The organism is Pseudidiomarina sp. (assembly GCF_048268165.1).
In the GTDB taxonomy this organism is placed as follows: Bacteria; Pseudomonadota; Gammaproteobacteria; order Enterobacterales; family Alteromonadaceae; genus Pseudidiomarina.
The window spans coordinates 497,604-515,640 of sequence record NZ_JBLWWA010000001.1 but is presented as its reverse complement, the minus strand read 5'-3'; the positions used below and the strand labels follow the sequence as shown (position 1 = coordinate 515,640).

17 protein-coding genes and 4 tRNA genes are annotated in these 18,037 nt (G+C 46.9%); 5 read left to right on the top strand and 16 right to left on the bottom strand.

Annotated features, from left to right (window positions below; genetic code table 11):
- The first annotated feature begins 89 nt into the window (after nucleotides 1–89).
- Nucleotides 90–1,526, top strand: a complete 1,437-nt coding sequence (pyk, locus tag ACN0UY_RS02420; RefSeq protein WP_417665204.1) for a pyruvate kinase — start codon at nucleotides 90–92, stop codon at nucleotides 1,524–1,526.
- 6 nt (nucleotides 1,527–1,532) lie between these two features.
- Here the strand turns inward: pyk and ACN0UY_RS02415 are convergent, their stop codons facing one another.
- From ACN0UY_RS02415 to ACN0UY_RS02405, 3 genes are read right to left on the bottom strand one after another with little or no spacing between them, the layout of a single operon-like run.
- Complete coding sequence (locus tag ACN0UY_RS02415; protein WP_417665203.1) at nucleotides 1,533–2,402, bottom strand: DUF6279 family lipoprotein; 870 nt, start codon at nucleotides 2,400–2,402, stop codon at nucleotides 1,533–1,535.
- 12 nt (nucleotides 2,403–2,414) lie between these two features.
- The gene (locus ACN0UY_RS02410; RefSeq protein WP_339879886.1) at nucleotides 2,415–3,242 is read right to left on the bottom strand and encodes a LytTR family DNA-binding domain-containing protein; all 828 of its coding nucleotides are present in this window, start codon (nucleotides 3,240–3,242) and stop codon (nucleotides 2,415–2,417) included.
- Nucleotides 3,239–4,318 (bottom strand): sensor histidine kinase, encoded by a 1,080-nt coding sequence (locus tag ACN0UY_RS02405; protein WP_417665202.1) that lies wholly within the window; start codon nucleotides 4,316–4,318, stop codon nucleotides 3,239–3,241. Before ACN0UY_RS02405 ends, ACN0UY_RS02410 begins: the two co-directional genes overlap by 4 nt.
- 174 nt (nucleotides 4,319–4,492) lie before the next feature.
- Between ACN0UY_RS02405 and ACN0UY_RS02400 the strand changes: the two genes are divergently transcribed.
- Nucleotides 4,493–6,274: a M61 family metallopeptidase gene (locus ACN0UY_RS02400; RefSeq protein ID WP_417665201.1), complete on the top strand. Its 1,782-nt coding sequence runs from the start codon at nucleotides 4,493–4,495 to the stop codon at nucleotides 6,272–6,274.
- Here the strand turns inward: ACN0UY_RS02400 and ACN0UY_RS02395 are convergent.
- From ACN0UY_RS02395 to ACN0UY_RS02385, 3 genes are read right to left on the bottom strand one after another with little or no spacing between them, the layout of a single operon-like run.
- Nucleotides 6,219–7,079 carry a M23 family metallopeptidase gene (locus ACN0UY_RS02395; RefSeq protein WP_417665200.1) on the bottom strand — a complete coding sequence of 287 codons (861 nt, stop codon included), beginning with the start codon at nucleotides 7,077–7,079 and terminating at the stop codon, nucleotides 6,219–6,221. The two genes, ACN0UY_RS02400 and ACN0UY_RS02395, sit on opposite strands and share 56 nt — an antisense overlap.
- Nucleotides 7,072–7,953 carry a 6-carboxytetrahydropterin synthase gene (locus tag ACN0UY_RS02390; protein ID WP_417665199.1) on the bottom strand — a complete coding sequence of 294 codons (882 nt, stop codon included), beginning with the start codon at nucleotides 7,951–7,953 and terminating at the stop codon, nucleotides 7,072–7,074. Before ACN0UY_RS02390 ends, ACN0UY_RS02395 begins: the two co-directional genes overlap by 8 nt.
- Before the next feature lie 58 nt (nucleotides 7,954–8,011).
- Nucleotides 8,012–8,677 (bottom strand): LysE family translocator, encoded by a 666-nt coding sequence (locus ACN0UY_RS02385; RefSeq protein WP_417665198.1) that lies wholly within the window; start codon nucleotides 8,675–8,677, stop codon nucleotides 8,012–8,014.
- 45 nt (nucleotides 8,678–8,722) lie between these two features.
- Between ACN0UY_RS02385 and ACN0UY_RS02380 the strand changes: the two genes are divergently transcribed.
- Nucleotides 8,723–9,640 carry a LysR family transcriptional regulator gene (locus tag ACN0UY_RS02380; RefSeq protein ID WP_417665197.1) on the top strand — a complete coding sequence of 306 codons (918 nt, stop codon included), beginning with the start codon at nucleotides 8,723–8,725 and terminating at the stop codon, nucleotides 9,638–9,640.
- Here the strand turns inward: ACN0UY_RS02380 and ACN0UY_RS02375 are convergent.
- From ACN0UY_RS02375 to ACN0UY_RS02330, 10 genes are all read right to left on the bottom strand, one after another.
- The gene (locus tag ACN0UY_RS02375; protein ID WP_417665196.1) at nucleotides 9,606–11,102 is read right to left on the bottom strand and encodes an FMN-binding glutamate synthase family protein; all 1,497 of its coding nucleotides are present in this window, start codon (nucleotides 11,100–11,102) and stop codon (nucleotides 9,606–9,608) included. The genes ACN0UY_RS02380 and ACN0UY_RS02375 overlap by 35 nt on opposite strands.
- A gap of 94 nt (nucleotides 11,103–11,196) precedes the next feature.
- Entirely contained in the window at nucleotides 11,197–11,793 is a 597-nt protein-coding gene (locus ACN0UY_RS02370) for a hypothetical protein (protein ID WP_417665195.1), read from the bottom strand.
- Between the two features lie 426 nt (nucleotides 11,794–12,219).
- A tRNA-Leu gene (locus ACN0UY_RS02365) sits at nucleotides 12,220–12,306 on the bottom strand.
- A gap of 28 nt (nucleotides 12,307–12,334) precedes the next feature.
- A tRNA-Cys gene (locus tag ACN0UY_RS02360) sits at nucleotides 12,335–12,408 on the bottom strand.
- An 8-nt stretch (nucleotides 12,409–12,416) separates the two neighbouring features.
- A tRNA-Gly gene (locus tag ACN0UY_RS02355) sits at nucleotides 12,417–12,491 on the bottom strand.
- A 79-nt stretch (nucleotides 12,492–12,570) separates the two neighbouring features.
- Nucleotides 12,571–13,119 carry a CDP-diacylglycerol--glycerol-3-phosphate 3-phosphatidyltransferase gene (pgsA, locus tag ACN0UY_RS02350; protein ID WP_417665194.1) on the bottom strand — a complete coding sequence of 183 codons (549 nt, stop codon included), beginning with the start codon at nucleotides 13,117–13,119 and terminating at the stop codon, nucleotides 12,571–12,573.
- A 15-nt stretch (nucleotides 13,120–13,134) separates the two neighbouring features.
- The gene (gene uvrC / locus ACN0UY_RS02345) at nucleotides 13,135–15,000 is read right to left on the bottom strand and encodes an excinuclease ABC subunit UvrC (RefSeq protein ID WP_417665898.1); all 1,866 of its coding nucleotides are present in this window, start codon (nucleotides 14,998–15,000) and stop codon (nucleotides 13,135–13,137) included.
- Entirely contained in the window at nucleotides 14,993–15,652 is a 660-nt protein-coding gene (locus ACN0UY_RS02340; RefSeq protein WP_128351505.1) for a LuxR C-terminal-related transcriptional regulator, read from the bottom strand. Before ACN0UY_RS02340 ends, uvrC begins: the two co-directional genes overlap by 8 nt.
- 141 nt (nucleotides 15,653–15,793) lie before the next feature.
- Nucleotides 15,794–16,585: a thioesterase family protein gene (locus tag ACN0UY_RS02335; protein ID WP_417665193.1), complete on the bottom strand. Its 792-nt coding sequence runs from the start codon at nucleotides 16,583–16,585 to the stop codon at nucleotides 15,794–15,796.
- Between the two features lie 83 nt (nucleotides 16,586–16,668).
- Nucleotides 16,669–16,760, bottom strand: a tRNA-Ser gene (locus ACN0UY_RS02330).
- A gap of 221 nt (nucleotides 16,761–16,981) precedes the next feature.
- Between ACN0UY_RS02330 and ACN0UY_RS02325 the strand changes: the two genes are divergently transcribed.
- Nucleotides 16,982–17,656, top strand: a complete 675-nt coding sequence (locus ACN0UY_RS02325) for a Bax inhibitor-1/YccA family protein (RefSeq protein WP_128351503.1) — start codon at nucleotides 16,982–16,984, stop codon at nucleotides 17,654–17,656.
- A 10-nt stretch (nucleotides 17,657–17,666) separates the two neighbouring features.
- Entirely contained in the window at nucleotides 17,667–18,023 is a 357-nt protein-coding gene (locus tag ACN0UY_RS02320; RefSeq protein WP_417665192.1) for a DsrE family protein, read from the top strand.
- Nucleotides 18,024–18,037: the final 14 nt, after the last annotated feature.

The following is an 18,037-nucleotide window of genomic DNA, read 5'->3' as shown; positions in this document are numbered from 1 at the left end:
TGTACTGAAATACTCCCACGAGCGCCAGAATCTATGTAACTCCTGTTCAGGCGTGGTATAATTTTGGACAAAATAACAGGAGTATAAATATGTTACGGCGCACCAAAATCGTTACCACACTCGGCCCTGCAACTGATGACCCACAAGTACTTGAGGCACTTATTAAAGCAGGCGCAAATGTTGTTCGACTTAATTTTTCGCATGGCGTTGCAGCGGATCATAAGCGCCGTGCTGTTCAAGTGCGTGAGATAGCCCAGCGCTTAGGTATACACGTAGCTGTTCTGGGTGACCTTCAGGGACCAAAAATTCGAGTCGCAAAATTTGAAAGTGGCGCCGTAACCCTTGATGTTGGTGATGTGTTCGTGCTTGACGCAGAACTTGAAACCAATGCAGGCAATCAACAGCGTGTAGGCATTGACTACAAAGAGTTACCCCAAGACGTAAACGAAGGCGATATCCTGTTACTTGATGACGGTCGCGTACGGTTGCAAGTTGAAGATGTGAGCGGTGCTCAAATCACTACAACGGTTACGGTCGGCGGTAAGTTGTCCAACAATAAAGGTATCAATCGACTCGGTGGTGGCCTTTCTGCGGCGGCCTTAACTGAAAAAGATTATCAAGACATTGTAACTGCAGCTGAAATTGGCGTTGACTACTTGGCCGTCAGTTTTCCGCGCAGCAGTGCTGATATTCATGAAGCGCGTCGGCTACTTCGAGCTGCTAATGGGCGTGGCTTGATTTGTGCCAAAATTGAACGTGCAGAAGCAGTTGCCACTGATGCAGCGTTAGACGACATCATTCGTGCATCCGATGCGGTAATGGTAGCGCGTGGCGATTTAGGTGTGGAAATTGGTGATGCCCAGTTGGTCGGTAAGCAAAAACGAATCATCGAGCGTGCGCGCCAATGCAATAAAGTTGTTATTACTGCCACACAAATGATGGAGTCGATGATTGAGAGCCCGATGCCAACACGTGCAGAAGTCATGGATGTTGCCAATGCGGTGCTTGACGGCACCGATGCAGTAATGCTCTCAGCAGAAACTGCTGCCGGTAAATATCCTGTGGCCACGGTTAAAGCGATGGCTGAAATCTGTTTGGGCGCGGAAACTCATCCAAGTGTAACGATCGATAAGCATGATTTAGATGAAACCTTTACTTCAATCCAAGAGGCAACGGCTATTTCAGCAATGTACGCGGCAACCCATTTGGCTGGCGTAAAAGCTATCATTGCGTTAACTGAGTCAGGCTCTACGGCCAAACTTATGTCGCGTATCAATACCAATCTGCCAATATTTTCGTTGTCGCGACATGATGAAAGCCGTGCTCGCTGCGCGTTGTATCGTGGTGTCTACCCTATCGCTTTTGATTCAACCAAAAGTGAGCCGCAGCAACTTGTTCATGATGCGGTGAATGAAATTAAATTACGCGGCCATGTGGTGCCGGGCGATTTGGTTATTCTCACCCACGGTGATGTAATGGAAACCGTTGGTTCTACCAACACCTGTAAAATTATTGAAGTAAAATAGTAGCTGTTAGTTCGTTGGCCCTTGCTGGCGAAAATGTTCAGCGAGTTCCCGCATGTCTTCAATATATTCGTCCAGCTTCGCCAACACCCGGCGACGCTGGCGGTCAGTTAACGATTGTTCAAGCTTTAATATGAGCGAAAGCGTCGCATCTTGATTGGTTTGTATGCTTTCGCTCAGTTGTTCTGAACGTAACTGTTGCGGTTTAAACATCAGCATATCGAGTTGGGCAGTAAATCGCTCTGTATCGTGACGAATCATCAAGGTTTCCTGAAACGATGACTGCCATTTTTCGTTATAATCCAACCATAACGCTCTGGTTGGTATGCGCTCTGTAACCCAACTACGAATCAGTCTTTCTTGCAACGGGGTCAACTGGCCTAACCAACTCCGGGCATTCTTCTCTGCGCGCTTCCGAGTCCGCTGAACAAGCTCTGAATCATTGTACTCAGCAAGCTCGTCACGTTCTTCTTGCTGGCGTTCATGTAACTTTTCAATTAGCTGTGTGACTTGGGCGTCAGTGAGCTCTGGTAACAATTCCAACGCGTGAGGCCGCAAGCCGTTCAGAATGCGTTGCCATGCCACAAACACCTGTTCATAGGTCGCAATCAAATTGGCCTCATCAAGCTGTTTATCGGCCACTTGATCACGCAACTGTTGCAGCTGTTCGGCATAAAAAGGTAATTCAGACGTAGCATGCCAGTAATGAAGAGAGGTTATTGCGCTATCAACACGCTGTTCTTGCTGTGCATTCAATTCAACGTAGTCATCGAGCTTCCACTCAACAAAAGTATCGGCAAAGCGATACCCAAGCTGGCTCGAGCAAGCACTCAACAACACGACAAGAGTTACAGCGACTAGCATACCTGCATAGCGCATAAGTTCGCTCCGTTAAGAGTTTAGAATTAACTTCTTGATGCGATCTTTGTAACTGCGGCTAACTTTTAATTCTTTACCATTACGTAAAATAATGTGGTATTCGCCATTTTGGCGGCTACAGAGCTTTTCAACATGTTCCATATTAACAATTGCCGAGCGATGAATACGTTGAAAGCGCTGTGGGTTTAATTCTTCTTCAAGCTCTTTCATGGTACGCCGCAAAATATGCGTTTCGTTACTTGCATGAATACACATGTAGTCGCCCGCCGCATCAACCCATTCAATAGAGTTTATTGCTACGCGGGTTATTTCACCGCTTTCTTTAATCGCGATATGCTCAGGATAACGCGCTACCCCAACGTCTTCGCCACTAGCCAAGCGTTTTAAAATGTCTTCGCAGTCTTCACCGGTCGCATCGGCGAGTAAGTTTAAAATACGGTCTTGCTGAACTTTTTGTTCACGGGCCGCTAAACTTTTTTCAATACGCTGAATACTTTGCGCCAAGCGCTCGTTGTCTACCGGTTTAAGCAGGTAGTCAATGGCCCGCACTTCAAACGCCTTAATCGCATATTGATCGTAAGCCGTTACAAAGACAATAAGGGGCATTTTATAACCATGGGCTTGAACTTCCCGAAGTAGCTCGAAGCCATTCATGCCAGGCATCTGGATATCAAGGAAGACTAAATCTGGTTGTTCTTTGCCGATCATCGCCAAAGCTTCACGAGCACTTGGGCACTCTTGCAATAATTCAATATTTTCAAATTCTTGCAGTCGTACCACCAACCCTCGACGGGCTAATGATTCATCATCAACAACAAGAGTACGAATTTTATGCGTCATGCCTGCTCTACCTGCTCTAACGGAATGCGAATTTCAATACGAAAACCACGTGGCTTGTTAGCTGTTAATGTAAATGAGTAGTTCTTTCCATACAAGGCCTGTAATCGTTCTCGTGTATTAGCGAGCCCTACACCACCAGCTTTGGTCAGTGTTTCGAGCGGCTTGGTGCAGCCTGGGCCGTTGTCTGCGACGGTAATTAACAAGTCTTCGCTGAAGCGCTGTGCACGAATGGTAATTTCACCGCCCTCTTCTAATTTTGCAATTGCGTACTTGATTGAGTTTTCAATTAGGGGTTGCAGAAATAAGCTTGGAACCAGTGCTTTTTGAACATCCTCATCAATCTCGAAATTCACCTGCAGGCGTTCATCAAACCTTACTTTCTCAATATCTAAGTAAAGTCGCAGCGCATCCAGTTCGCGTTCTAGAGGGATTTTTTTAATCGGTTCATTATCAAGGCTAAAGCGCAAAAACAAGCTTAACTTAGACATCATCCGGTTAGCGAGCTCATTTTCTTTCACCAAGATAAGCGTTGAGATTGCATTTAAGGTATTGAATAAAAAATGCGGGTTCAGTTGGTAACGCAACATTTTTAATTGTGCTTGATGGGCCATCGCCGTCGCCATCAAGGCTTTCTCTTTCTCGTCTTGCAGCATTTGGTAATACTTAATTCCAAAATATAGCCCGCTCCAACTCAGCATGATGTAAAACTTGGCAATGGTATTTTTAAAATAAAACCAGTTACTGTCCGGACTAAAACCAAATTTATAAATTTCCCAGTAGGTTGCGTTATCAACTACAGCCCATAGCGCCGCTGACACATAACTTGCGGCGAGCACAACGATAATCAACAACCACGGGCTTGCATCCCAGATACGGCGATACAAGTAACGCAACGGAACGGTTAATAAAAAACCCGCATAAGCGCCGAGTAATAGAATTAAAGCGTAAATATCACGCATTTCGTGCATTAATGAGCCAATATAATGCACTAATGCATAACCGCTCCAACCGGCTGCCTGCAGCACCCAGAAGAAGCGATTGCGATCATCAAGAAGTGTTTTCCAATTGTTCAACATAAAGCCTCAAGTGAGGTTAAATCATTGCTAGTAGTATACCGCGTTAACAGCCGCAAATAACGCTCTTCATCGCAATTGAATAGCTATATAGCGCGACCAACGCATGCTAAGATATTTAACAAACGCTAATACTAGAGCGAATGCTCCCCCCCTATTCGCTGTAAGAGGAACCTTATGCTTCACTACCGAATTCGCGTCAAAAATGCTAATGCTCACATCTTTGCTGTAGCCATTGAGATTCCTATTACAAAACCGCAAGACTTCGTTAAGTTGAGTTTGCCTGCTTGGATTCCCGGTAGTTATATGATTCGTGACTTTGCTAAAAACATTAGCGATCTTCGCGCCGAGCAGCAAGGCACAGCATTAAAGGTAAAGCATTGCGACAAGCAAACTTGGCAAATTGACGCGCCTGACGTCGGCATGCTGCTTATTAGCTACGAAGTTTATGCCTTTGATTTGAGTGTGCGCAGCGCCTACCTCGACCAGTTTTGGGGGTTCTTCAATCATTCAAGTTTATGCATGGCCGTGGCAGAGCGAACTCATGAAGCCTGTCGCGTGACCGTCGAAGCACACGAAGGTTGGCACGTAGCGACAGGCATGCAACGCGACCAGGGGCATCGATTCGGTCCGGGCGAGTTTCGTGTCGATAGTTATGAATCGCTCATTGATTATCCAGTATTAATGGGGCCACTAGATATCCACGAGTTTATTGCCGGCGGTGTCAAGCATGCATTGGTATTCGCTGGCCGCCATTACGGCGATGTCGATCGTATATGTCGCGATCTTGCCGCTATCTGCGAATACCAAATCGAATTATTTGGCCACGAACCGCCATTTAAAGACTATCTATTTTTAACTATGGTTGTCGGCAAAGGGTTTGGTGGGCTTGAGCATCGCAACTCAACGGCGCTCGTTTGCAGCCGCAAAGATTTAGTCTTACCGGGAAAACAAGGTAACGACAATGACTACCGTACCTTTCTTAGCCTATGCAGCCATGAATACTTCCACAGCTGGAATATCAAAACGCTGAAACCAAAAACCTTTATCCCCTATCAACTGGATCAAGAGCATTACACCGAGCAACTGTGGTTCTATGAGGGCGTGACCTCTTACTATGACGACTATGTGTTGCATCAATCCGGATTAATCGATTCAGGTGCTTACTTAACGCTGATTGGCGAAACCATGGCGCGTGTGCAGCGCGGTGCTGGTATTGACCGGCAAACGGTTACAGAATCAAGTTTTCATGCCTGGACAAAGTTTTATAAACAAGATGAAAACTCACCGAACAGCATTGTCAGTTACTATGCCAAAGGCGCGCTCATTGCGTTATGTCTGGATTTAACCTTGCGCTTAGAGTCAGATCATCGAGTTACCCTTGCCCAAGTCATGCATGACTTGTGGCACCGCTACGGTAAAACCTTAGAAGGTACTGACGACGACACGGTGCAAACGTTTATTGAAACAACTTATGGCATCGACGTATCCGGTTTCTTGCAGCAAGCGCTCTATACTACGCAGCCACTGCCAACAACTGAACTACTCGCAAAGTTCGGTGTTACGGTGAAAAAAGACCAAAGTGCGGATGACAACAGTTTTGGCGGTAAACCGGCGACAGCACGATTACCTGTCGCTTTAGGTGCCAAATATAAGGCATCCAACAATGGACTGGAATTATTAGTTGTATTCGCTGGTGAAGCGGCACAAGAGTGTGGGCTAAGTGCTACAGATCGGATTATTGCTATCGACAACTTACAGATAACCGATAGCAATATTAAAGAAATTTTTGAGCGTTATCGGCCCGGTGATGAAGTCACCGTACATGCCTTTCGACGCGATGAACTAATAACGCTACAACTAAGCTGGCACGCCCCGAAACCTACTAGCTATCTGCTCAGCGTTAGCGATCCGCAGCAGGTACAGGGCTGGTTGCGGTTGCAGAAAAATGCTCAATAACCAAAGCTGGGTCTAACCGCTCATGGCGCCAGTTAATGCGCCAGTCAAGGTGAGGCCCAGTTACACGTCCGGTGGCACCAATTTCTGCAATTTTTTGACCTTGCGTTACTTCTTCACCAACGGTTGCATGCAACTTGTGTAGATGGATGTAAGTGCTGGTAACACCATACCCATGATCGATAATCAACGTGCCACCGGAATAAAACAAATCATTTTCGGCTAGAATGACCTTTCCTGACCAGGGAGCTAAAACTGGGCTACCTGTCGGCGCGGCAATATCGAGGCCAAAATGTGGGTTACGCGGTGTACCATTAAAAATACGTTGGCTACCATACACCCCACTAATTCGGCCTTGTGCTGGCATTTTCACCTGCGCTAAAAAGTCGGTGCGATCACTGAGCGCGTTATTACGTGCTGTCCACACCTGTGCAGCTTCGCGTTTGGCGCGTTGTTGTTGTTCGGGATCAGGGGTAACTGTTTGTTGCGGCACACCATCAACCCGATCAATCTTGTACTGGCGCGGTTTTATCTGAATCGTTTTCTTGAATTTGCGCCCATGATGGTCAAATAGGGTCAGTTCTTGCGCACCGTGCTGATCGCGACCAAAACCAAACACCACCTGCCCCTCTGGGGTCATGCGCAGCGGTTCGCCGTTGAGTTCAACCCGTTCTGCAGCGCGCACATCACCAATGAGTAGAGTGCCCGAGGTTAACGCACCGCGGATATCAATGTCAGGTGTAACAGGTTGCTCATGAGCCTGAGCCGTTGCTGCAATAGCTAGAATTACCACCAGTATTTTACGCATACCCAATAGCTCCTTTGCCGACGCCTTCAAAACCGGTGACTTTAACCGAAGCGTCAGGCTGTTGGTGTTTGATCTTTTGCGCCAAATAAGTCGCAATGCACTCAACCGTGGAGTCCGTTGGAATAGTATAGTTTTCGGTTTTCGGAACCAGCAGCTCGAACAAGCCTTGGTCTGCCGTATAACTATAAGCGACGTGCGTGGCTGAACTTAGCTGCTGGCTATGTTCGGATAGCTGTAACACATCGAACGCTACGATATCTTCTTCTGACCCCAAGTAGATATCCTGCCAGGTCGTCGCCCAAAATTGTTCCAGCGTGGTGTCACGCTGATCATTGAGGGCAATATAAATACGCGAACGGTGGCCGTGTGCAATGCGTTGGCAATTACCGTCATGCTTTTTCAGGCCATGGGTATAGTGATAAAACGCGCCGGGAATTTCCTCAGCGCGTAGCTGCAATTCCAAACCCTGTACATTATCGGGTAGCTCACGTTTTATCACCGCTCTTAAATAGTCGGTGATACTTGCCATAGTTACCTGCTGCGCATCAATAAACGCAAAGGCGTCGGCGGGACAAAATAGGTGAATGGAACGATTATTAGGCCGCATGAAGTCCACCCAGTAGCTGTTTCCATCTTCATGATGGCTGACTTGAGTGTATTCATGCTCGGCAGGAACCGCCAATTTATGGTCAACCGCGCTATCAATGATGCGCTTGATTTGCTTCTTAACTCGACCAAAATCAAGCACCATAGACTGCTCATTCAGTGAGCCATCTAAAATAATATCAACAATCCAACTTTCACCAACCATTCCGCGCTCTGGGCACAGGTATGAGAAGTCGATGACGGTCAAATCGTTTACAAATAACTGCATAGTTCTCTCGATTAAATGATTCTCATAGCAACATTAGGCGAAAGTATACCACTACCTATCACTGGGCGATAACTTTGATAAGCATCAACCAGTCGTAAATTAACTTCGCGCTCAACAGCAGTAAAGCCAGCCCCATCGCACGATCTATCCAATGACTAGCTGCCCACATGCGACGATAAAACGGTGGCCAAGTGATTAGTGTGGCTAAAAACGAGAACCACAACCCGGTTGCGATGGCCATGTAAATGCCATACCCAACTTTTACCGATGTTGGCGTAGCAGGCGCGATAACCGTGCTGAAGAGGGCTAAGAAAAAAAGAGTGGCTTTGACGTTTAAACCATTCGTTAGAAATCCAATTCGGAACGCTTTAAGTGCCGTGATGCCGTGTGTTGGTATATTTAAGTTGTTTGGCAGCGGGCCGCGCGGCTGGGCGCGAATTGCCTGCCAACCCAACCAACCCAAGTAGCCAGCACCAACCAAAAGAAGCAGCCCATAAACCCATGTATAGCGGTGAATAATTAACGCCACCCCAAGTACTGAATAGGCAACATGCAAAAGAATGCCTGTACCTATACCAAGCGCTACCCAACGTCCGATGCGTCCGCCATAGCTGATGCTGTAGCGTGTTGTTACAGCAAAGTCGGGCCCGGGGCTCGCTACAGCAAGCAAGTGCAAGGTAGCGATAGTTAAAAATTCTGCCCAATAGATTGCTAAATGTTCCATTGTGATTTACTTTTAGTTAATTAAACTTGCACCAAGGTTATTCAGATGGCTAGCGAAAAATCACCTTCACTCAATGCATTACGGGTATTCGCGGTTGCGGCCCATGCCGACTCATTTAAACAAGCTGCACAACAACTTGGCGTATCGCAATCGAATATTACGCGACAAATCCAAGCGTTAGAAGAGCAATTGGGTACACGATTATTTCAGCGCGACAACCGTGTTCATGCCTTAACCCCAGCGGGTGAAGCATTAGCACCCGATTTATTGCGCTTGTTTAAAGAGCTTGATCGTACCGTTGAGCGCACGCGCCATATTGGCGACAGTGAATTAACGACATTGCGGATTGCGCTTCCAGAGAGTTTATTACGTTGGTGGTTATCAAGCCGACTGGCGGAATTTTATGCGCTGTATCCGCATATTCAAGTCCAGTTTAACACGGTACCGCTCTTTCCTGACGCCAATGAACGAGCAAACATCTGCGCACAACTTCAGCACGAACAACTCGACGTGGCCATTCATTATGGCCATTTACGTGACAAAGCCCTGAAACAGGTAGCCTTGTATACCCCAACCTATGTGCCTGTTGCCCCGATGCATAGTGACAAGGCTTTAGCATCACGACCTTGGTTAGTTGACGTGAATGCCCCCTACTGGCTCCATTTTAAAAAAGCACAGGCCCATTTAGCGAAGCAATTGAAAGCTCACCCGGTCGGAAATAGTAATATTGCGGTGGACTTAATTCAGGGTACCGATCAAATCACGCTTATTGATCAATTATTTCTTGCCCACACGCTATTACGTGATTACGTCAAGCATACTGAGTACCAAGTAACTTTGCCTGAGCCGGTCGCCTTAACCCTTAAACAGCGTCAAAGGCAGCCTGTTGCACTTGTCGCGTTTGTTAAATGGCTTGAAGCACGCTTAGCTAGTTCACTGGCGGGTAATGTTCGGCCAAACTAACACTGATACCGGTATGCGTAACCACCCGCGCATGACGGCGGTTTAATTTGCGCGGATCAGAAACACCGCATGAGTGCGCGATAATATTCACACCATATTCCAAAAACTTGTGGTAATTGGCGACTCGAACGCTCTTGTCGGCAGGGTCTAAGCCCTGCTGCAGTCGTTTGTCATGCGTTGTTACGCCTGTTGGACAGGTGTTTTTATTACATTGCATTGCTTGAATGCAGCCCAGCGAGAACATAAAACCGCGCGCTGAAACTACGAAGTCAGCGCCAATTGCCAATGCCCAAGCTACATCAGCCGGGGTTATCATTTTTCCTGAGGCAATAACCCGAATACGATCTTTGATACCGCCGGCAGCAAGCTTATCAATCAGTATTGGTAAACTTTCAGACAGCTTTAACCCAACGTAGTCCATGAGCGGTTGTGGCGATGCACCGGTACCACCATCCGCACTATCAAGCGTAATAAAGTCAGGTGCACTGCTTGGTCCGCGCGCGTTAATGGCGGCAACGAGCTCGTCAATCCAGTTGGGTTCGCCCATCACAAATTTAATTCCCGTAGGCTTCCCAGTTATTGTGCGTACACGTTCAATAAAGTCGAGCAGCTCTTCGTTGTTTTGAATTTCCGGGTGGCGATTTGGTGATATCGAGTCTTTACCTACGGGTATACCGCGAATTTCTGCAATTTCTTGATTTACTTTAATGGCTGGCAGAATGCCGCCTTTACCTGGTTTAGCGCCCTGACTTAATTTAATCTCGAACATTTTTATCCGCTCGTCACTCGCCAACTGCCTGAGCTTACCTTCGTGCAATGCGCCGGAACCAGTTCTTACACCATACTTGGCGGTACCTATCTGAAACACGATGTCGCAATCACCAGCTAAATGGTACGGGCTTAATCCACCCTCGCCAGTATTTAACCAACACCCAGCCAATTTGGCGCCTTTCGATAATGCAGTAACAGCAACCGGTGACAAGGCACCGTAACTCATGCCTGAAATATGAAAATAACTGGTTGGCGAATAAGGCTGCTCACAGTCAGCGCCAATGGTGACCGGTTCAGGGTGTGTCTTCTCTTCTTCTTGATGGGGGTAAGCACTGTTAGCGAAGATTATCGTACCGTTTTTGGTTAAATCGCGGGTGGAGCCAAACGCTATGGTTCGGTCTGCATTTTTTGCTGCGCGATACACCCAACTGCGTTGTGAACGGTTAAACGGCATTTCTTCACGATCCATTGCGTAGAAATACTGTCTAAAAAATTCACCAAGATGCTCAAACATATAACGAAAACGCCCAATAACCGGGAAGTTTCTGCGTATGGTGTGGCGTGTTTGGCGTTTATCAACCACATACATAACGATAACAGCGCCGAGCCCAACAATTAGTAGCAAGACAAAAAGTGCAACCAGCCATTGTGCCAGTATTAATAATGTTCCCATCCACCCTGCTGCTTCCATAATTGCTGCCTTTTTTATTTGCGTTTATCGTTCAAGCTTATAATACAACATATAAAAAGCCCTCGAATTTAGCGAGGGCTTTCGTAAAAAAGGTTTAATTTCCGACACTTTCGGGATGCTTTATTGCATTAAAAACTTCCGCAAAAGTTGTTGCGCGCGGATACAAACGAATGGACTCGCCCGTTACCGCCATGATTTTAAGAGAAACGACGATACCGCTAATACTGTTATCGGTTGTAATCACAATAAAATCAGAGCCTGCTGCTTGCATGGTTGCGGCAATATCGCCAATTTTTGCAGCCCTGACTTGCTGAGAGCTTAACATCGGAATTTGGCTTATCGGCCGCATTAAGTACCCTACAGTTAACTCGTGCCAAGGCACTTGCAGTAAATTGGCAATCACGCCACCATGGCGGCCATGCAACTCGCGGGCCATTAACACGCCAACAACTTGTCGATTATCATCTATTACAACACCATAACGCTGTTCTGACGCATTAAATACCGACTCAGCTTCCAGTACTGGCATCTGCGGCGTTAACAGTACCAGTGTATTGTCTTGCAGTTCATCAACGATATGGTGCGCGCTTTGATGCCAATCTAAACGTTTTTGACCCAATTGTTTTTGGGGTAACGGCAAAAAGTGCGTGTGTGGGGATGACTCCCAGTGTAATGCGTGGAATTCGGACATAACTCACCTCAATACTGATTGATTAATTTTGTATTTAAAATAATTAAATCAATTCAGAACTGGTGGAGCTCTAGCCGGATTAGACGAAACAATATAACTGAAGGCTGCAACCGCAGTACCAATTATAGATTGGTGGGTATGCGTACTTGCAAGTGGGCTCGTGTGCGTACATAGCGCATAATCAGGCTCATCCAGCGAGTTTCGCTCGGATGAAACATTCAATTCAACGGCGGTTTGCTGCAGGTGGTAACCGTCAACAGCATTAACCTCAGCTTGTGGCGCCAACCACAACAAGGAAAATATAACTGTAACAATCCCAAAACGTAACAAGGCCACTGTTCAACCGATTATGTTTGCATGATGTAGTAAAGATATGGGTGGTTTAGATGTTTGACAAGCGTCAATAAAAAATAAATTCTGAGGAAGTGGTGCCCGGGGCCGGACTTGAACCGGCACGCTGTTACCAGCGAGGGATTTTAAATCCCTTGTGTCTACCAATTTCACCACCCGGGCACATACTGTATTACCTGAGGTCTCTCAATGGAGGCGGGTCCCGGAGTCGAACCGAGATCCACGGATTTGCAATCCGCTGCATAGCCATTCTGCCAACCCGCCATTGAGTTTGGAGCGGGAAACGAGATTCGAACTCGCGACCCCAACCTTGGCAAGGTTGTGCTCTACCACTGAGCTATTCCCGCATCCAGTGCTGACGCATTCTACTGTCTATTTCGGCAAGGTCAACGACTTTTTCGCCTGAACACGTCTGTTTGCCTATTTTTAATCCACTTGGCTTAAATCTGACCATGCGGCGCGCAAATATTCGCCCATTGACCACAGTGTTAGAACAAAAGCGACATAGAGCAATACGGTTGCCGTTACGATAACAAAGGTGTTGGCTTCCCAAATCAAGCCACCAATGGCGACCATTTGTGCAATCGTTTTGTATTTACCTAAATTTGATACTTTCACCTGATCGTGTCTGCCAATCTGCGCCATCCATTCACGCAGTGCTGAAATAACCAGTTCACGACTGATAATTGTTAATGCAGGTATGCTTATCCACCAAGTGGCATAGTGCTCAACAACCACCACCAATGAGGCTGCAACCATTACTTTATCGGCAACTGGGTCTAAAAAAGCGCCGAACTTGGTAAATTGATTAAATTTACGCGCAACCCACCCATCAAGAGCATCCGTAAATCCAGCCACGGCAAACACAAAAGCGGCCCAAAAATGGGCATCTTGGCCCGGTAAATAATAGATAATCAGAAACACCGGAATCAGTAAAATCCGGAAGCTGGTCAAGATGTTAGGAATATTCCACATCAGCGCTATTGTCCTCTATTCATCACGAAATGCATGGTAGATAATTTCTGCTAGTTCGCGACTAATTCCTGGCACTGCAGTAAGTTGCTCAATACTAGCCTGTTTTACTTCCTGTAATCCACCTAGATTTTGCAATATTTTTTGTCGGCGCTTGGCACCAATTCCTGGAATATCTTCAAGTTTTGATGATCGACGAACTTTCGCGCGACGTTGACGGTGCCCAGTAATGGCGAAACGATGTGATTCGTCACGAATATGCTGAACTAAGTGCAAAGCAGGCGCATCGCCGGATAATGGAACGGTCGCATGACTGCCGGCCAAAATTAGTGTTTCTAGCCCAGGTTTGCGTGACTCGCCTTTCGCCACACCAATAAGTAATGGTGGCCGCACACCTTGCTCATCGCCCCAATCGTTAAAATACGCTTCAGCCTGAGCCAGTTGGCCTTTACCACCATCTATAAATAAAATATCGGGTACTGCAGCCTTCCCTTCTTCACTTAAGAGTGCGGCATCAAACCTTCGTTGCAACGCCTGAGCCATGGCTGCGTAGTCATCACCAGGGGTAATGCCTTTGATATTAAACCTGCGGTAATCTGATTTTTTCGGTCCCTGTCGATCGAATACCACGCACGAAGCAACAGTCTCTTGGCCCATGGTGTGGCTAATATCGAAACACTCCATGCGCTGCACGGGCTGCTCAAGGTCCAATACCTGTTCCAGCTGTTGGAGCCGCAGAACCATCGTATTTTCTTGATTTAATTTACTTTCTATCGCATTCAACGCGTTCTTTTGTGCCAGCACTTGATATTGCTTCCGCTCACCTCTTACGTTGTGAGTCATGCGAACATTCTGCGCGAGTGCTTGCTCAAGAATCTGTAAATCGTGTTCAGGGTCGAGTACCTGAGCCGCATTGGCTTCCGGCAAAATAATTTCACGCGGTAAGCGCCGACCTACTTGGTCATTCAAGTAAAATTGCAGCATAAACGCGAGTAAAATTTCTGAATCTTCAGTATTCGGCGGTACCTTGGGAAAATAACTGCGACTGCCCTGCACCGCGCCTTCGCGAATAAACAACAAATGTACAGCGGCAATTCCACCGCGACGTACAAACCCGATCACATCAAGTTCTTGTTGATTACCGGTAACAGCATTACGCTCTTGCACCTTACGCATCGCACCGATTTGATCGCGAAACCGCGCAGCACGCTCGAAATCCAAAGCCGTGCTGGCTTGCTCCATGCGTGCAACCAACTGATCAATAACTTGCTGGTTCTTGCCTTGCAAAAACGCTTTGGCGAGATCGACCTGCTCTTGGTACTCATCGTCTGTGCAGTAACCTTCCACACAAGGGGCTAAACAGCGCTTTAATTGATACTGTAAACACGGGCGGCTGCGAGCTCGGTAATAGGAATCTTCACACTGGCGCACGGGAAACAGTTTCTGCATGAGCCGCAGACTTTCCCGCACCGCCACACCGCTTGGGAACGGCCCAAAATAGTCACCTTTCTCACGTCGCGTTCCGCGATGAAAAGCTAAACGCGGGTGAGAATGATGACTGACGAATATATAAGGATACGATTTATCGTCGCGCAGTAACACGTTATAACGCGGCCGATATTTTTTAATAAAGTTGTTTTCGAGTATGAGTGCTTCGGCTTCCGTATTGGTTACCGTCACATCCATGGAATTAATTTGCTTAACCAAGGTTTGCGTTTTCGGGCTGTCGACATTTTTACGAAAGTAGCTGCTTACGCGCTTCTTTAAGTCTTTAGCTTTGCCCACATAAATAACAACACCCTCACCATCGTACATGCGATACACGCCAGATTGATGGGTCAGGTGTTGGATAAATGCTTTAGCATTGAATACGGAGTCAGTCATACCTTTGCGATTGGTCAATTTCAACAAGCCCTGATTGTATCGCAAGATGAGTCAATTCAACATCACCCGCAACACCTAGCTTCTGAAATATTCGATATCGAAAGGTATTTACTGTTTTACTGCTGATATTTAGATGCTTCGCAATATCAACCACGCGAATGCCGCGGCCTAACATTTGCGTGACTTGAAGCTCTCGGTCACTTAGCGACTTCATCAAACGGCGGAAGTTTTGCGAACGTGGGTTTTTCGCCAAATACTCAGCCACAGCACTGGCGACGTACATCTGGCCCCGGCTCGTATTCGCACACGCGCGTTCAAACTCCTCATAACTCGCATTCGCTAACAAAAACGCATCGACTGTGTGCGTATTGCATTGAAAATCGAGTACATCCTGGAAGTTTTCAGCCCACAATATGAGTTGCAAGTCATTGTACCTTCGGTGCAGTCTTCGCCAACTTTCAATTGTCCCATCACCTGCGAGTCGACTGGATAAAATAACAGCTGCAAACGGATGATTTTTTACTTCATCACGTAATTCATTTATGGTCGAAACACTCGCTACTACGCGGTATTTTTTATTGCCCGAACTTAATGTTGTGTACATCCCAGATCGCAACAAGTCGCTCGGTATTGCAATGATAAAGTCGGTCATGACAACACATTCCTTGTGAGGTATTTCCTAGTGACGAATTCACTAGGTGAGTTCAGATATGACCTATTTGTGAGCTAAAATCAATAACAAATTCATCGAATTACAGTAAGATCATTATATTTCTTACAAACTGATCAAGTATTAACCAAACACCGTCACAGTTTGTCGGCTGATGGCCACTAATTTGCCTTCATCGTCCCAAATGTGCGCATGCGTATGCCCATATCCGTGTGCGGCGTAATCGATATATGCGACATATTGCCACCAATCGTGCGTGCTCTTTTGCGCATCCAGAGGTTCTGGAAATTCGATAGTCCATGTGAGTGAACTGGCGGGTGCTGGTTGTTGCAAATGTGGCAAAACAGCCGGTGGCCATGCATCGACCAACCCTAACAATAAACCGATCGTAATTGGCTGTTGTTCCTGGCGGTAGCGCATCCAGCCACCAAATTCGCGTGAGGTATTGCCTGAAAAAGGTAAACCGCCAACAGAAACCGCGTAATCATAGTGCTCTGTAAATTCAGGCAGAATACTTACTTTGGGAAACTCAGCGCCAAGTTCACGGCTTGGTACATTTGCCTGAAGGGTGTCCGTTACTTGCACTGCCGAAGGGCGTGACCGACCATAGCTTGCTAAAGCCGACAGCACCACAGCACCGCCCTGTAGAATTTCAACAGCAATCTGAGTCACATTTTTACCTTCACGCAGAATACGTCGTGCCAGTGTCGCCTCGCCCGGTTGCACCGGCGCAACAAAGGACACAGTGAATGCGCGCAGAGCTTGTTCCGCGTTTGCCCCATAATGTGCATGTTGCCACGCAATAGCTGCGGTAATCCCGCCAAAGAGTGCACGGCCCTGCCCCCATCCTTCAGGCAGTTGAATGGTCTGTTCCGCTGCGGGCGTTATTTGTTGAAGTATCGCTGAAAACTGCATGTGGCCTCCTTGACTGCACGACTCGATATTCTAGCAGACGCAAAACGAAAAAAGCCCGCTCAAATGAGCGGGCTTTCCGAATGTGGCGGAGAGAGAGGGATTCGAACCCCCGGTGGGCGCGAACCCACGCCTGATTTCAAGTCAGGTGCATTAAACCGAACTCTGCCATCTCTCCGCGGTCTCTAAGGTGTGTGCCTCAAGACGAAGCGAATGATAAAGAGCTGAAACACGCTTGTAAAGGAAAAATTTAAACCAAATGGTTCGTTTGCTGTCATTTTATACAATCAGGTATGAATTTCGCTTGAAAACATTGCCTTTGGTACCCATTTATACGGTACACTCTAGGTGATTAACTTGTTCGTAGAATAAGCCATTGAGAACAACACGGAGATTTACATGAGTAACCAAGCTCACATTTCTACCGCACAGCGCGGTGAAACAGTTTTACAAACTAACAAGGTACTGCGTAACACCTACATGTTACTCGGTTTAACACTGGCATTTAGCGCCTTTACCGCGTTTATTGCTGCGAGCATGGGATTACCTCATCCAGGCTTCATCATTACGCTGGTCGGTTTCTATGGTTTATTATTCCTTGTTCATAAAACGGCTAACAGCGCAGCAGGATTAGTTTCCGTGTTTGCGTTAACAGGATTCATGGGATACACCCTAGGCCCAATTCTTGGTTCAATCAGTGCCATTGGTCCTGCTGGTGATCAAATTATTATGACCGCGCTTGGTGGCACCGCATTAACCTTCTTTGCCTTGTCAGCTTATGTGTTGACAACCAAAAAGGATATGTCGTTTTTAGGTGGCATGATGACCGCATTATTCGTTGTGGTATTGGTTGCCTTTGTCGCGAATATCTTTATGAACGTGCCAGCGTTGAGCTTAACCCTGTCAGCCTTGTTTATTCTGTTTTCGGCAGGTGCCATTCTTATGCAAACCAGCGCCATTATTCATGGTGGCGAGCGTAACTATGTGTTAGCGACAGTTACGTTGTACGTTTCAATTTATAATATTTTTGTAAGCCTACTGCATATTTTAACCGCGTTTGGCGGCGACGAGTAAAGGTAGGGCTGTGGCACGGATTATTCTAGCGTTACATGCCGCACCTGCGGCTGACGTTCCGGCCCATAATCGCAGCCTGTTAGCGTATCACTACGCGCAGGCTGCGCTTGTTTCTGGCCATCACATTGATATGGTGTTTTTCTATAGCGCTGCGGTACTGCACGCACAGCAACCCGCCGAGTCTGATGCAGTGGCGCTTTGGCAAACATTCGCGCACGAACACAATATCCCACTGGTCATTTGCAATACCGTTGCAGAAACAACCTATAACATGGGTGTCGATGAACTTGTGGCCCCCTTTCAAAATGGTGGTCTCAGCGAGTTTTCGATGGCTGCAGCTGCAGCCGATCATGTCATTCAGTTTTAGCATCGCGGACCCTA

What these genes read in the sequence shown, in the direction of transcription:
- pyk (WP_417665204.1), top strand. Translation starts at nt 90, where the DNA reads ATGTTACGGCGCACCAAAATCGTTACCACACTCGGCCCTGCAACTGAT.
- ACN0UY_RS02415 (WP_417665203.1), bottom strand. Translation starts at nt 2,402, where the DNA reads ATGCGCTATGCAGGTATGCTAGTCGCTGTAACTCTTGTCGTGTTGTTG.
- ACN0UY_RS02410 (WP_339879886.1), bottom strand. Translation starts at nt 3,242, where the DNA reads ATGACGCATAAAATTCGTACTCTTGTTGTTGATGATGAATCATTAGCC.
- ACN0UY_RS02405 (WP_417665202.1), bottom strand. Translation starts at nt 4,318, where the DNA reads ATGTTGAACAATTGGAAAACACTTCTTGATGATCGCAATCGCTTCTTC.
- ACN0UY_RS02400 (WP_417665201.1), top strand. Translation starts at nt 4,493, where the DNA reads ATGCTTCACTACCGAATTCGCGTCAAAAATGCTAATGCTCACATCTTT.
- ACN0UY_RS02395 (WP_417665200.1), bottom strand. Translation starts at nt 7,079, where the DNA reads ATGCGTAAAATACTGGTGGTAATTCTAGCTATTGCAGCAACGGCTCAG.
- ACN0UY_RS02390 (WP_417665199.1), bottom strand. Translation starts at nt 7,953, where the DNA reads ATGCAGTTATTTGTAAACGATTTGACCGTCATCGACTTCTCATACCTG.
- ACN0UY_RS02385 (WP_417665198.1), bottom strand. Translation starts at nt 8,677, where the DNA reads ATGGAACATTTAGCAATCTATTGGGCAGAATTTTTAACTATCGCTACC.
- ACN0UY_RS02380 (WP_417665197.1), top strand. Translation starts at nt 8,723, where the DNA reads ATGGCTAGCGAAAAATCACCTTCACTCAATGCATTACGGGTATTCGCG.
- ACN0UY_RS02375 (WP_417665196.1), bottom strand. Translation starts at nt 11,102, where the DNA reads ATGGAAGCAGCAGGGTGGATGGGAACATTATTAATACTGGCACAATGG.
- ACN0UY_RS02370 (WP_417665195.1), bottom strand. Translation starts at nt 11,793, where the DNA reads ATGTCCGAATTCCACGCATTACACTGGGAGTCATCCCCACACACGCAC.
- pgsA (WP_417665194.1), bottom strand. Translation starts at nt 13,119, where the DNA reads ATGTGGAATATTCCTAACATCTTGACCAGCTTCCGGATTTTACTGATT.
- uvrC (WP_417665898.1), bottom strand. Translation starts at nt 15,000, where the DNA reads ATGACTGACTCCGTATTCAATGCTAAAGCATTTATCCAACACCTGACC.
- ACN0UY_RS02340 (WP_128351505.1), bottom strand. Translation starts at nt 15,652, where the DNA reads ATGACCGACTTTATCATTGCAATACCGAGCGACTTGTTGCGATCTGGG.
- ACN0UY_RS02335 (WP_417665193.1), bottom strand. Translation starts at nt 16,585, where the DNA reads ATGCAGTTTTCAGCGATACTTCAACAAATAACGCCCGCAGCGGAACAG.
- ACN0UY_RS02325 (WP_128351503.1), top strand. Translation starts at nt 16,982, where the DNA reads ATGAGTAACCAAGCTCACATTTCTACCGCACAGCGCGGTGAAACAGTT.